The following is a 14,159-nucleotide window of genomic DNA, read 5'->3' as shown; positions in this document are numbered from 1 at the left end:
ACGTTTCAATCCCCTTTATCGGGTCAAATTTGTTTAAATAGCCTAAAAGACTATTTTTGCAAAGGAAAAATTAGCAAAATTATTTAAGAAACCGGCTTTAAAGATACCTAAAATTCGTGAAAATCTCAAAAAAGTTCGCAAATGTATAGGTATTTAAAAATACTAACTTCATAAAATTAACAATGATAAGTGAAAGAACCCCTAAATTTAGGTATTTGTCATCTTAAAAAAGTTCGCAAATCTCTTTTAAAAATTTCAAATTTTATAGGTTTGCGAACTTTAAGCGGTATATAAGTTTCGCAAGGTCCTAAAATAGGCTATCCTAAACTTAGGCATAACTAAAAGTTCGCAAATGTATGAGAGATATTTTGAAAAAACTAGATTTGCGAACCTATTTTGCGAGATTTTAGCTAAAAAGGGTCAAATTTCAGCTAAAAAAGTTCGCAAATCAAAAATCCAAAAGAAATTTAAGAATGACATAAGCTAGACAAAGAGCTCTTGCATCTCAAAGATACCTTTTTTATCGCATAGCTCAAAGCTTTTTCCCACGCAGTTTTCGCATAGTCTATAAAATCTTAGGCTATCTGTTTTGACATTTAGTAAAGCCTTGGCGGACTTTATCAGTTTTTTGAGCTTGGCTTCATTGAGCTCGCACTCAAAGACGCTAAAATTTACACGGTAGCCGATGCCCTCAAGGATGTCTGAGAGTTTTTTGCGATTTTTATCGCTTTTTATGTCGTAGGCTATTACAAATTTCATTAGAATTTCCCTACAAAAGGTCTATAGCTTTTGCTCTCGCCGTTTACGAAGCGAGCTAGTTCGTAGCACTCTTGCATGATTATGTTTTCGCATTTGCATGACTCCTTTTTCCACATAGTGTAGCTGCCGAGTTTTTCTTTCATATTTTGCGCTATGAGCTTTTTAGAAGCGTCGGTGAGAAGCCCTTCTTTATTTAGTGAGATGGGCTCATCTTTGTTTAGCATCGAGACTATGACCCTATCTACCATAAATGTCCTAAACTGCTCTATCATGTCAAAGACTAGGGTCGGCTTCGTGCTGTCAAGCGCATGTAAAAATGAGATATGTAGGCTAAGGCCTGCTAGATATAGGCACTCTTGGACTTTGGAGTAGAGTATGGCGTAGGCGTAGTTTAGTGAGGAATTTACGATATCTTTGGCGCCAAATGTTATGCGTTTTTCAAATTCTAGCGGTAATATGCTCTTTATACCGTCCCAGTAAATAGCAGCAGCCGAGCCCTCAAATCCCATGAGCTCGTTTGTGTTTTTGATGTATTTTAGCTTTCTTTCTAGGATATTTTCTAATTTTAGGATGTTTGGAGTTGGAAATTTATGGTATTTGTTTAGGTATTTTAGATAGTTGGTTTGGTTTCTTATCTTTGCCTCGACAAAAGAGGTGGCGAGATATAGCTGGGCTGGTGTGTTTAGGAGCATGGCTTGTTTGTGCGTAGTCTGAGTAGAGACGCTGTTGTAAGCTAGCAAAGTGGCGTATGGGACGTAGTGCTTGTCTATGAAATCGATGTGGATCTTTTCTCTTGCGCAGCGCCATATCACTGCAGAAGATAGTGAGATATGCTCGCTATCAACGATGATGCGGGAAATTTTAGAGATGGGAAATTCTTTATAAATTTTACCGTATTGCTTTATGGTAAATTTATTTTTGCTAAGGCCTAGATAGACACCTATTTGGTTGATATGAAGCGTAGAATCCGAGGCGATCTTGGTGGCGTAGAAATTTCTCTTTTGGTTTATCTTGCGGGGCTCGTTTTCGTAGCTTTTTTGTGATAGATATTTGTCATAGCCTTTTGTTATGGCTAGGGTTATCTTGTCTTTTATCTCGTTTTGACCAAACAATACTCCAAAGTCGATCTTTTCAAGGTAGAGGGTAAACTCTTTTTTTGAATTTATACTTTTGTTTTGTTTGTATAGGGCGATCTTTTGCGCTAAAGAGTCTATGAGGTGCTCTTTTATCTGCGTTATCTGCGGTGAGTTTGGCGGTATGATCTTTAGATAGTAGTTTTTAAGCGTAAGCAAGATAGCGTTTATCTCATCGATATAGTCTATGAAATTTGACTTTTCTTTGCTTGCAGAGTGTAAATTTGAGATGATCTTTTGAATTTTGTCGTTATCTACGCAGCGGTTTTTACCAAAGAAACGAACGCCTAGGAAGACAAAACCGTCGTTTATGTTTACGACTTTTGTTTTTTCTTTGTTGAGAGATAAATTTAGTAGTTTTAAAAAGTCATCTAGCTTTTGCTCAAATTCTAAAGCTTCGTCTTGTTCTGCAAAGCATACTATAAAGTCATCTGCATATCTTATAAATTTATCCGTGGTCTTGATTATAAACCTATCCATCAAATCAAGATAGATGTTTGATAGCATAGGAGATAGGATATCGCCTTGGTTCACGCCGATTTTATGCTCTTTAAAATCGCGCTTTAAAAATCCGCCGGTTTTTAAAAAGAGCGAGATAAGGTTTGTGATCTTTGCGTCTTTTATATGTTTTTGTAAAATTTGTAGTAGCTTTGAGTGGTTTACCGACTCGAAAAAGTCTTTTACGTCGGCTTTTAGTATCCAGCAGTAGCCCTCGTTTATGAAATTACTAGCTCTATTTATGGCTTTGTAAGTCGATTTATTTGGACGGTAGGCATAGGAATTTGATAAAAACGTTTCGTCAAAATATGGATTTAACTCCGAGTATAAAACTCTTTGAATCAACTTATCTTTTATGGAGGATATGCCTATGGGTCTTACTCCGCTACGATTTTCTTTGGGGATGTTTATCTTTCTTAGCGGTTCTGGCGTGTAGGTGGCATTTAATATTGATCGTATGAGATGATCTGCGTTTTCGTCAAAGTTTTTCTTAAAATCAGCATATGAGATCTCATCTAAACCTAAAGAATTTGCAGAAATTTCGTCAAATGCAGAGCTTAAAGCACCTTTTGTAAATATGTGTTCTAGGTTTTTAGTAAACATTTTGAATTTACCTTTTAAGTGTGGTATGGGTCGCTATATCCCCTGGAGCGGGTCAAATTTGTTTAAATAAAAAATTAAAAGGTGCGAAATTTGTGCATCAAAACTGTTTCAATCCCCTTAATCGGGTCAAATTTGTTTAAATAACTTTATTAAAAGGAGACACTATGGAGTGGATTATTGCGTTTCAATCCCCTTAATCGGGTCAAATTTGTTTAAATGGGCAGATCACATCTACGTGAAAGTCCCTTCTAGCTTGTTTCAATCCCCTTAATCGGGTCAAATTTGTTTAAATGGGCAGATCACATCTACGTGAAAGTCCCTTCTAGCTTGTTTCAATCCCCTTGATCGGGTCAAAGTTGTTTAAATGTGAACGACAGTGGTGCAGAAAGCTGGATCACAAAATTGTTTCAATCCCCTTGGTCGGGTCAAATTTGTTTAAATGTTATGCAAGTCTCAATTCTAGAAATGAACGGAGATAAGATGTTTCAATCCCCTAGAACGGGTCAAATTTGTTTAAATGTTAGCTTCCATCATACAAGTTGCCAACATTACTGTGCTGTTTTAATCCCCTTAGTCAGGTCAAATTTAACAATGATAAGCAAAAAGAACCTATTTTAAATAGCTTTAAAATCACAAGTTTTTGAAATTTTAGCCAAAAAGATGGAAATTTAAGCTAAAAACCAAGAGTGATAAAGGTGCGAAAAATATACAAAAATAATAATTTTTAAACAAAAATTTAAAAATCATAAACATTTACCTTTAAATCATATATAATAAGACAATTTTAAAATCGAGCGTTGAAGTGAATAACGAAACTAATATGATTTTGACCTTTTCTCGCTATATAAGGGCAGCAAGAGTTAGCCTTGGCGTGCTGATAAAACTACCAGAGCTTAATAAATTTATCCCCAAACTTAAAATAAATAGAAAAAATGCTCTAAAAAAGAGCATAGTGGGCGTAGCTTTAAAATATGTGAATATAAGGAGTTTAGATGAGATATGCCGAGCTTAGAGTGAAATTTGAGCCGTCACAAAAGCCGCCATTTTTTATCGGCTCGCAGGTGCGAGGAGCCTTTGGGTATGCGCTAAAAAGCGTAAGCTGTATAAATCACGCCCATAAGTGCGACGAGTGCTTTGCAAATGAGAGCTGTTTGTACTACGACTTTTATGAAAAGAAAAATAGCTACCATAGATATAGGCTGGACTTTGAGCTAGGGGCTAAAGAGTATGACTTTGGCATAGTTTTGCTAGAGAGCGCGTGCGAAAAACTACCATATATCGCTTCTGCGGCATATATGATGTTAAAGAGATATGGCCTTGGCAAAGATAGGGTTAGGTATGAGAAATTTGATATGTTTATAAATGGTGAGGCGTGTATGGCAGAGGATAAGATAAGCCTGCCTAAAGAGTACGTGAGAGAATTTAGCTTTGATGGTGATGGGGGCGATGTTAGGGTTAAATTTATAACTCCGCTTAGGATAAAAAAAGATAATGTTTTTTTAAAAAATGACAATATAAGTCTAAAAGAGATACTAAACTCCATCTACCAAAGAAGGCTTGGACTCTTTGGACAAGATCACGAGGCATTAACGTGCGAGATAAAGGGCGAGATAACCAAAAAAGACCTAAAATACGTGGAGCTAACTAGGCGTAGCAATAGACAAAATACTACTATGAATTTTGGTGGCTTGGTAGGGTCTTTAGAGATGAGGGGCGTTAGCAAAGAGTGCATGGAGCTACTAAAGCTAGGCGAGATAATAGGCGTAGGCAAGCAGACTGTTTTTGGACTAGGGAAAATAGAAACGGAGGATATGAATGAGCAAATTTAGCAGTTATTTTAATGATGAGTTTGCCTCTTTGGAGCAAGGATCTAAGAGCATAGATGAGATATTGCAAGATAGGATGTTTTTAATAGGTGGAGACTTTTACGGGATACAAAAATTTATATTTGATAACCTAGGCTCAAAAAATGCGGCCAAGGTACTAAGGGCAAAGTCTGCATTCTGCGAGCTTTTCATGATGGTCTTGGCTAAATTTATCTGCCAAAAACTGGGCATAGATGAAAAATGTATCTTATCATGTACGGCTGGTAAATTTGAGATACTATCCCCTAAATTTGATGAAGCTGCTTTTAAAGAGATAAAAGGCGTTATAAATGCTTATTTTATAAAAAATTTCTTTGGCGTTAGCGGTGTTAGCCTATCTTGCGTGGAGTGCGAGAGGGCTGACTTTACGGAGCCACAGCAATATAAAGAGCTAAGGGACAAGATCAGCAAGGCTGTGGAGCTAGAGAAATTTAAAAAGTTAAATTTAAAAGAGCAAGAACCGGTGCTTTCATACGATAAGGGCATAACAAATCAAACTCTTTGCAGGATTTGCAATATAAGAAAGATAGCTCACGACAAGGATAAATGCGAAATTTGCACCGCCTTTGTACGCCTTGGTGAAAAGCTGGCTAGCGATAGCAAGAAGATAAATAGCAAAGCTATAGGCATAGACTTTATGGACGTTGATCTTGAGATAAGCGAAAATATAAGATCATACGTCGCAAAAGAGGCGGGCGAGATAGTGGACTTTGAAGATATGGCTAAAAAATCTCGCGGAGATAATGCGATCGCTGTGATAAAAGCCGACGTGGATAATATGGGAAATTTCATAAAACATAGCGACGTTACGCAAAACTTTGCAAATTTTGACACATTTTCAAAGGGGATAAATAACTTTTTCTCTCTATACGTGCCAAGAAAGATGAAAGAGAAATTTGAAAATAGCTATACGGTCTTTGCAGGTGGTGATGATCTGCTGATAGTTGGTAGCTATGATCAGATGATAGAGCTTGCCATTTTTGTAAGGCAAGAGTTTATGAAATTTATAAAGACAAAGGATCTAAGCATCTCTTTTAGCATCATTTTAGCAAAACCGTCCACGCCGATAAGCTTTCTAGCGCAAACTAGCGAAAAATGGCTGGAGAGCTCAAAAGAGATGAGTGGAAAAGATGCGATTAGTATCTTTGGCGAGACTGCTAAGTGGAATAGCTATTTAAGCGTCAGAAGTCAAATTTTAGATGAATTTATGAAATTTAATATAGACAATACGGCGTTTTTATATAGGCTGCTCGAGCTTTGCGAGATGAGCAAAAAAGTATGCGAGGATGTGAAAAATACGATGTGGAAGTCAAAGCTAAGCTATAGCTTTACTAGAAATATGCAAAGTGGTAGTGAGATGAACGAGCTACTTCTTATGCTAAATAATGTGATAGAAAACAATCCAAAGGAGAGCAAGATGGCTATTTGTGAATACATATATAAAAGGAGAGAACGATGAGTGGATACAATAGAAGTGGCGGTGGCAACTATAATGCCGGCAATAAACCGCAAGCTGACTTTTTACCGCCGATAGTTTTGGACTACAAGAAAAATCCAAATTTGTTTGACGAAACAGCAAAGATCGTCGCTGATCTAGTCTCTGCTAGAACAAAAGCTACTCAGATAAGAGCATTTTATGACTATATAATCGAGCTAGAGCAAAAGTCAAATAGTGAAGACTTCAGCGAAGTTTTGCCATTTGTAAAGATGCTAAATTCAAAAGCGGCTTACTCTAAGTCAAGAAAATGCTCAAGTGATGAATTTGTCGAGATGATAAATAAATGTGTAGCTCAGGTAAAGACAAAAGATGATCTAAGGGTATTTAAACTCTTTTTTGAGGCCGTTATAGGCTTTGCTAAAAAATAAGGAGAGAATATGAAAATTTTAACTTTAAAGGGACAAATAGAGCTTTTAAGCGGACTTCATATAGGTGGCGGCGATGATACTATGAAGATAGGTGGCATAGACTCGCAGGTGATAAAAGATATAAACACAAGTAAGCCTTACATCCCTGGAAGCTCGCTAAAAGGTAAAATGAGAAGCTTGCTAGAGTGGAATAATAGGCTGGTTGGATATGGTGAAGGAGAAGTATTTAACTCTAAAGTTTTAGAAAAAGTACCAGAGCCAGATAAAAAAGCGGCACAAAATTTACTAAAAATTTTTGGCGATAAAGAGAATAAATTTGGCATTACTAGGATAAGCGTTGGGGATTGTTTGTTGTCTAGCGAGAGTGAAGGGCTAAAACTAAGCGAAGCAAAATATGAAAACGTGATCAACAGAGAAAGTGGAACTGCCGAGCATCCTCGCCAGATCGAGCGTGTGCCAGCTGGAGTGAAATTTGACCTTGTTATTAGACTAAAAGTTTTTGATGAAAAAGAGCCTTATAACGACAACGAAAACGAGCTAAAAGAGATGGTTGAGAGTGGACTCAAGCTAATACAAAACGACTATCTAGGCGGTAGCGGCTCAAGAGGTTACGGAAGGGTTGAATTTACAAATTTAAGGTGGGAATAATGACACTTTATAAAACTACCATAACACCCAAGTCAAATTTCACAACGCCACTAAAGGGCGATACTTTGTTTGGACAAATTTGCTGGGCGATCAGATATAGGTTCGGAGAAAATAGGCTAAATGAGCTACTAAGTGACTATGACAAAAAGCCATTTTTGATAGTGTCTGATGGCTTTGCTAGCGGGTATCTGCCAAAGCCTAGCATGCCAAGTCATTTTTTGGGCGAAAATTTGGAGCTAAAAAAAGAAAATAGGAAGAAAATTTGGCTTAGCATGGAGGATCTGCAAGGTGGAAATTTCAAAAATGCCAAAACAAGTGCTGAAGCTGGCTATGAGCTAACAAAAAACGCAACGATAAAAAACTCCATAAACTACCATACGTTTACGACCGATGAGAGCGGTAAATTTGCGCCTTATGCTTTAATGGAGATGAAATTTAGCAAGCAAGATATCTACTTTTTGCTAGATGATAAATTTAAACTTGACGAACTAGAAAAAGTGCTTGAAGTTGTATCTAAAAGTGGATATGGCAAGAGAGCTAGCATAGGCAAAGGAGCGTTTGAGTACAGAGCGTTTGAGAAGGTGTCTGTAAAAAAGAACTCAAATGCCTTTATTACGCTTAGTCCAGTCGTGATAGATGATGAAAATTTAAAAGAATTTTACTATGAGCCATTTACTAGATTTGGCAAACATGGTGGAGGGCTTGCAAGCACAAATCCTTTTAAAAGCCCACTCCTAATGGCAGATAGCGGTAGCGTGGTGATATATGATGAATTTTGCGAAAAAGAGTATATAGGAAAGGCTATAAGCGGACACTCTACAAACGCAAACACAGTGCACCAAGGATATAGCATACTAATAGCTACGGAGATAAAAAATGCACAATGAAACTAAAAACTATAAGATCAAACTAAACCCTATAAGCCCTATACATATAGGTACTGGAGAGGCCTATGAGCCTATGAACTACGTCATAGATAGAGGCGCGGATGATAAATACTATATGTATGTTTTTGATGAATTTGAGTTTTTTAAAAAACTTGACGATAAGTCTAAAGATGAATTTATGAAAATAGCCTCAGACACTACTAGTGATGGCATATTGAAGCTGCAAAAATTTATAAAAGAGAAGAGTTCTTTGGCAAAAAAGGTCTCTTACTACAAAATGCAGGCACTAAAAAACATCGCAGAAGACTATAATGACAAAATAGGCAAGGTAGTTCAAAGAGAAGGTGGTGGCAAAAAAGTCATAAACCAACTAGTGGTCGAAAAGACACTTATATCTCCAAATTTAAAAAAAGCCATAATCCCAGGAAGCTCACTAAAAGGCGCTATAGCTACAGCTTTTGGTGAAATGCTTTATAAAAAGAGTAAAAGCTATGATACAAAAGAGTATTTTGGTGATTTTCTAGTGGCTGATAGTGAGGTGATAGAGTCACATACTTTTGCCTCTGTTGCTACAAATATAAAAAGAAATAGAGCCTCAAGAGACCAAAATGAAAGCAAAGGCATACCAGTAAGATATGAGGTGATAAACTCAAAAAGCGAATTTAAAACAACATTTACGATAAAAAATAATAAATTTGGCATAGACGAGCTAATAAAAGCTTGCAACTCTCACTATATGCCGATATTTGCCTCTCAGTTTAGCTATGAAACGGACGAATTTACACGCGAAGGACTATCTGATAAATTTATTGAGAAATACGAGCATTTAAAACTTACGGATAATCAATTTTTATTGAGAGTTGGAAAGCATAGTGGTGCAAGAGCCGTTACGGTAGATGGCGCGAGAAGGATAAAAATAATGAGAGGCAGGGGAAAACCATCTATCCAAGAGGAAGAGACTACAGCTTGGCTTATCAATAAACAGCCGTTTGGTTGGCTACTTTGTGAAATTTTAGAAGAGGATTGATCTTTTAAAAACAATGCAACCTAGTTTTTAATGCAGTTGGAACTAAAAGTTTTGAGTAGAGCTATATTCACTTTCTCAAAAAAGAGTTAAACTATAGCGATGAAAATTTGATAGATATTTTAAGTGATGATATAGACCATTTGATGCTAAAAAGTATGATAAAGACGATTTATCTGAAAAGATCATAAACGGCGGCTACCCATAGATCACAAAGATAACCTCTGAAAAATCAAAATATCTTTGGTTTAGCTCATATTTCAATAACGCCCTAAAAAGGTTCATAGATACTAAAAATTTTTGCTACTGGTACCTAGATGATGATATGTTTGCATTGCCGTTTGGTTTTATGGGGTAAGAGATGGCCAATAATTTGGTTTCTATAACAGCTTACGATAATCTACCTTCTCAAACCATCATACTCTGACTTCACATCCTGATCTTTGTGTTCTGCTACACTTGATGGTTGTTTTGTTTGCTCTGCTCCAAAGTTACTGTCAAGTCCTTGACCATATAACTCTTGATTTGTTATTTTTAGTGAGCCAAATGATATATGATCATTTGCTAGAGATATATTATCTGTTTCATAACGCTCCTTTAGCTTATTAAAGCCTTGCATATCTTGCCAATCTTTCATATATATTTTTATATTATAAATTAAGCCTTTATAGTTAATCTTAGCTATATCTGATAGATATTTTTTAAAGTTTTCGGTTCTATTTATAAAAGCTAAATAGTATCTATTCATATCTAGATGGTTATCGATATCTTTTACGAAGCCTTCATATTCATTTTTTGTAATACTTAGCTTTTGAATGAGATCATCATCATAAAATCCAGTTTTTATCTTTCTGGCTGCTTCATAAAATTTATCTCTAATGTAGATATATGGAGTATAGTGTCTATTTTGGTTAAAAGAGTAGGCTGTGTTTTCTTCTGGCAGGTATAGGTATCTGCCGCTCTTGCCAGAAAGTATTTGATGATTTTTATATTTTTTAAACACAGTGCTCTCGTCAAAGTATTCTATTAACTCTTTTATTGGAATCTTTGATGAAATAGCTTGGTAGCTTGCTCTTTTAATATGTAAGTTGCTATCTTTTGGTTCATGGCTAAGCTCATATCTTCTTAGTTTTTGTAAATCTTCATATATGGCTTTAATATCCATATTATTAATATCTGTTTTTAGGCTGGCATCTTCAATGGCTCTTGTATTATCAAAAGTTTTTCCACTAATGCTTACAAGTTCAGATCCTGATACTGGAGTGTAGTGAAATTTACTATGATATAGGCTCTGGTTATTTACTATGTTATATAATCCAAGCTCTCTTGTTATCTCTTTTATGTATTCATCATATTCATTTAAGCTTGGAGCCTTTGTTGTGGGTATTATGAGTTTAAATTTCTCTACTTTTGTATCTGGTGTTTGATAAGTGGTTGGATATATAAAGCCCTTTATTCCTTTGCTTTGTAGTAAATTTTGAGCATCATTTGCAGTAAATTTAGAGTTATTTATATCATATATAAGCGTAGGAGTTATGCCATCAACACTACTAGCTTCTTCACTTTTATCTTTGAAACTTGCCACTGATATAGCTGAATAGTTTTTAAGTACCGATTTTAGGTTATATGGCTCTATTCGTATCGTTTTCCAGCTATTTAGCACTTGAGTTTTCGGGTCCTTATTTGGCGTGTTAAAGTCACTACTTACACTTAATGTTATCTTTGGCTCATTTTTATTGGCTTGAAGCTCTATAAGCATTTGCTCTAGTTCATTAACTACATGAAATAATGCTCCTTTTCTGCCATTATAGACTATCTTGCACATTAGATCAGTTAGATTATAAGTTCCCTTAAACCCATCTACACTTACTTTATATTTGTCATTTACCATTTCATGTTTTGCGGTGATGTTAAATTTTGCATTGATCATAGGCAAAAATTCTCTTATATCTATCTCATTAAGCCTCTTTGCTCTATCATAGTAGTCTTTTTTGAAACTCTCATCTTCTTCTATCATTCTTAATAGATAATCAGCTGTAGAATTTCTAGCATCAGCTAGCAGCTCTTCAACACTTATATTTTGCTCTTTTGTATTTGCTTTTGGCTCGATCACCACATCTGTTTCTATCTTCATTTGTGTATCTTTTTCTTTGCCTTTCTTAACCTTTTGTGCTGCACTTTTAAAGCTTTCATATTGTTTATTTAGTTGGTCTTCATCCATACCTAAAGGTTCTATATTATTTAGACCATACTTGTTAGATAAGATATCATTAACCACTCTTTTAAATTTCTCTGCTGATTTAGCCATGATGGCTTTTATTTGTTGCTTGGCTGCACCTTTTGTATATATAACTCCACCAGTTTTTACACTATGGGTAAATTTCATATTTTCAAAAGAGACTATTAGATGAACATGAGGCTCTCTTTTTAGTGGTTCACCATTTTTATGTTTCTTGTTTAATGTTCTATTTTCTAGCGCCCCTTCTGGACGAGGAATATATGGCTCTTCTTTTATTATAGGCAGATGAGCTTCAGCATAAAAAAGTAGCTCATCTATGTCGTGATTTGGGAAAGTTAGCCTTAAAAAATCCATTATAAACTCATCTATATTGCCACTTTCATATAGCTTGTTCCACTCCTCTGAAGTAAATGACAAGGATATATGATAGTAGTTATATTTCTTATTCTTTTTCTTGCTCTGGTGCCTTTCAGACATCTCGATAAGATCTAAATTTCCAGCCAGTGGCAATCTATCATCTTTTTCATCTCTAGTTAGCTTTGAATCTCTTTTCTTACCAGTTTTTAAATAATCAGCTACGCCTTTTTCTCCCTTTGAGATCTTAACTATCATAGTTACTCCTTATTAGGCTTAAAATTTCAGTTAGGACTGATTGAACTTTGTACAACTCTTCTTGTGCTCGCAGTATCGTTTTTAAATCTATATTGCCACTAGTCTTATAAGCTATATTTAGTCTCTTTGCTATTTGATTGATGTTATTAAAAGGTCTAGCAAAATATGTAATGATTGTTGGATATAGCTCTTTCTTTTTTATGGATTCAGAATTTATAGTGCCATTATCTATAAGATAGGAAATGATTTCTGATTTTGATATTTTTAGTTCTCTAGCCATATCAGATAATTTGCTATTTTGCTGAGAAGTGATCCTTATAGAGAGTACCTTATCCTTGATATTTTTTGGCATATGATATCCTTTCATAAAATACGTTAAATATGTTAGCAGATGAAGCGCTTTTAACGCTTCTTATATCTCGCATTGTAGCCCTCGGCAGAGCAAGATTATACAAGGTATGAAAACGAAGTGTCATACATTGTATGTGTCTTGCTATTAGAAAAATTTGCTTACTGCTGAACATTTTTACCACCATTTGTGTTTAGCCATTTAGTAAAATCTTCACTAGCTTTTTGGCTATCTTGGTTGTAGATATGGATGATAAAGCCTTTAAGATTAGACACGTCATGAAGTACTTTATCTAGCCTACTTTTTAATGTGGACTCAGCTTCATTTATCTTATGGCTGTTATAAAATAAGTAACCAAAAAAGAAGATCGCTTCTATAAATACAAAGGCAATTAATGCATATACTATCTTTTTCATCAAAGAGCTAAAAGATGAGTTGATCTTCGATATGGTTTTGTCCGCACTCCGTAATGTCTTTTTAAAGTCATTTTGAATCTCTTTTGTTGCATTTGTAAGTTCAACACTTCCTTGCTCTATAAGCTCTATTTTTTCTTTAAAGCTTTTATTAAAGCTATCTGCGGTTTGATTAAAAAGTTCAATATTATTTCTAATATTTTCACTAGCCTTATTGCCCATTTCGATATATTCTTGTAGAGCAATTACGGCATTTGCCGCAACTGCTGTATCGCTACTCTTGATTGTTAGTGCCATTGCTTAGTTCCTCATCTTTTTTATTATCTTCTTTAACCTCAGAAATTTGATCTGCATCAGATGATTGATTTGTTATTTGTACTTCATATTCTTTCTTCCATTTGAAAAACTCTTTATTTGATAGCTTTACGCTATAACGATTTTCGATTAGTAACTTGCATTCTTTGAGTGTTGCTTTTTCTGGAAACAAGACTTCAATACATACTTGTTTAATCTCCTCTTTTTTCTTATTCTTTCTAATGGTTTTTAAATCATTTAAAATTATTTTTTTATTTGGCATTTTTTCTCCTTTTTGCCATTTAAAAAATCAAGAGACAGTAATAGCCATCTCACCAAATGGACATACCTATAGTGTGCCTTTTATTTTGATATGGTAGTTGTTGATAAGGTTTTTATTTAAGTAGTTTAAAAGTAGAGAACGATTACAATAAGGGTTCTCGCAACTTATCGTAGGGGTTCTCTTTAATTAAATACTTAAATAGAACCTCTACTTTTAATTAGTTTTATTCATGCTGGTTCCTTTTTTAATTAATATATTTTTAAAAATTGTGAGCATTATAATCTTTTTTTATAGTCGAGTCAATGAATTTGATAGTAAGTAGAATAAAAAAATGATTTTATGTTTTAAAAAGCACGATATATCAAGGGGTTTTTGCTTATAATTGATTGTATAGCATAAAAATACTTATGAATTACTTAATGCTAGTATTTATATGAGGAATCGAAACAAATATCTTAAAATTACCAAATAAAAATTATTGCATCATCATCAATTGCGCACCAAATACTCTCCAAGCAAATTCTCAAATTTTGTCTTTAGATATTCTGGATCTTTTATCTTGATAAATGGGAGCCAATATTTGACCATACGCAGGATCTCGTAATACTTATGCAGTCTATCTCTATTTTGTGTTTTATTGCTAGGAAATATAAATGAATCATAACCATCAAAAATATTTTTTAGTA

Annotated in this window: 13 protein-coding genes and 2 CRISPR repeat arrays (1 of these 15 running past the window's edge); of the genes, 7 read left to right on the top strand and 6 right to left on the bottom strand. The window is 34.8% G+C overall.

Annotation, left to right across the window (positions count from 1 at the left end):
• A CRISPR array of direct repeats spans nt 1-39; the repeat unit is 37 nt; unit sequence GTTTCAATCCCCTTTATCGGGTCAAATTTGTTTAAAT (it extends 2,327 nt beyond the left edge of the window).
• Nucleotides 40-352: 313 nt separating this feature from the next.
• Nucleotides 353-487 (top strand): hypothetical protein, encoded by a 135-nt coding sequence (locus F3G91_RS10595; protein ID WP_262974807.1) that lies wholly within the window; start codon nt 353-355, stop codon nt 485-487.
• Here the strand turns inward: F3G91_RS10595 and cas2 are convergent.
• Nucleotides 484-759 (bottom strand): CRISPR-associated endonuclease Cas2, encoded by a 276-nt coding sequence (gene cas2, locus F3G91_RS08185; RefSeq protein WP_149701240.1) that lies wholly within the window; start codon nt 757-759, stop codon nt 484-486. The genes F3G91_RS10595 and cas2 overlap by 4 nt on opposite strands.
• Nucleotides 759-2,993, bottom strand: a complete 2,235-nt coding sequence (gene cas1, locus F3G91_RS08180; protein ID WP_149701239.1) for a CRISPR-associated endonuclease Cas1 — start codon at nt 2,991-2,993, stop codon at nt 759-761. Before cas1 ends, cas2 begins: the two co-directional genes overlap by 1 nt.
• 105 nt (nt 2,994-3,098) lie before the next feature.
• Nucleotides 3,099-3,512: direct repeats of the CRISPR family, unit length 37 nt; unit sequence GTTTCAATCCCCTTAATCGGGTCAAATTTGTTTAAAT.
• A 473-nt stretch (nt 3,513-3,985) separates the two neighbouring features.
• Here cas1 and cas6 point away from each other — a divergent pair.
• Genes cas6 through csm5 form a run of 6 tightly spaced genes read left to right on the top strand, consistent with a single transcriptional unit; the run spans nt 3,986 to nt 9,286 of the window.
• Nucleotides 3,986-4,822: a CRISPR system precrRNA processing endoribonuclease RAMP protein Cas6 gene (gene cas6, locus F3G91_RS08175; RefSeq protein ID WP_149701238.1), complete on the top strand. Its 837-nt coding sequence runs from the start codon at nt 3,986-3,988 to the stop codon at nt 4,820-4,822.
• Nucleotides 4,809-6,317 carry a type III-A CRISPR-associated protein Cas10/Csm1 gene (gene cas10, locus F3G91_RS08170; RefSeq protein WP_149701237.1) on the top strand — a complete coding sequence of 503 codons (1,509 nt, stop codon included), beginning with the start codon at nt 4,809-4,811 and terminating at the stop codon, nt 6,315-6,317. Before cas6 ends, cas10 begins: the two co-directional genes overlap by 14 nt.
• Entirely contained in the window at nt 6,314-6,724 is a 411-nt protein-coding gene (gene csm2, locus F3G91_RS08165) for a type III-A CRISPR-associated protein Csm2 (protein WP_103607999.1), read from the top strand. Before cas10 ends, csm2 begins: the two co-directional genes overlap by 4 nt.
• Nucleotides 6,725-6,733: 9 nt before the next feature.
• A complete protein-coding gene (csm3, locus tag F3G91_RS08160) occupies nt 6,734-7,372 on the top strand; it encodes a type III-A CRISPR-associated RAMP protein Csm3 (RefSeq protein WP_149701236.1) in 639 nt (212 codons plus the stop codon).
• Nucleotides 7,372-8,259: a type III-A CRISPR-associated RAMP protein Csm4 gene (csm4, locus tag F3G91_RS08155; protein WP_149701235.1), complete on the top strand. Its 888-nt coding sequence runs from the start codon at nt 7,372-7,374 to the stop codon at nt 8,257-8,259. Before csm3 ends, csm4 begins: the two co-directional genes overlap by 1 nt.
• The gene (gene csm5 / locus F3G91_RS08150; RefSeq protein ID WP_149701234.1) at nt 8,249-9,286 is read left to right on the top strand and encodes a type III-A CRISPR-associated RAMP protein Csm5; all 1,038 of its coding nucleotides are present in this window, start codon (nt 8,249-8,251) and stop codon (nt 9,284-9,286) included. The genes csm4 and csm5 overlap by 11 nt, the downstream gene beginning before the upstream one ends.
• 397 nt (nt 9,287-9,683) lie before the next feature.
• Here csm5 and F3G91_RS08140 read toward each other — a convergent pair whose 3' ends face one another.
• From F3G91_RS08140 to F3G91_RS08125, 4 genes are all read right to left on the bottom strand, one after another.
• Nucleotides 9,684-12,032 carry an aminotransferase gene (locus tag F3G91_RS08140; RefSeq protein ID WP_223227851.1) on the bottom strand — a complete coding sequence of 783 codons (2,349 nt, stop codon included), beginning with the start codon at nt 12,030-12,032 and terminating at the stop codon, nt 9,684-9,686.
• A 91-nt stretch (nt 12,033-12,123) separates the two neighbouring features.
• Nucleotides 12,124-12,486: a plasmid mobilization relaxosome protein MobC gene (mobC, locus tag F3G91_RS08135; protein ID WP_149701232.1), complete on the bottom strand. Its 363-nt coding sequence runs from the start codon at nt 12,484-12,486 to the stop codon at nt 12,124-12,126.
• Between the two features lie 158 nt (nt 12,487-12,644).
• On the bottom strand, nt 12,645-13,193 hold the full coding sequence (locus F3G91_RS08130) for a ferritin family protein (RefSeq protein ID WP_149701231.1): 549 nt from the start codon (nt 13,191-13,193) through the stop codon (nt 12,645-12,647).
• Nucleotides 13,171-13,473, bottom strand: coding sequence for a hypothetical protein (locus F3G91_RS08125; protein WP_149701230.1), 303 nt, complete (start codon nt 13,471-13,473; stop codon nt 13,171-13,173). The genes F3G91_RS08130 and F3G91_RS08125 overlap by 23 nt, the downstream gene beginning before the upstream one ends.
• Nucleotides 13,474-14,159: the final 686 nt, after the last annotated feature.

The organism is Campylobacter concisus (assembly GCF_902460715.1).
In the GTDB taxonomy this organism is placed as follows: domain Bacteria; phylum Campylobacterota; class Campylobacteria; order Campylobacterales; family Campylobacteraceae; genus Campylobacter_A; species Campylobacter_A concisus_AK.
This window is presented reverse-complemented; position numbering and strand designations above follow the sequence as displayed.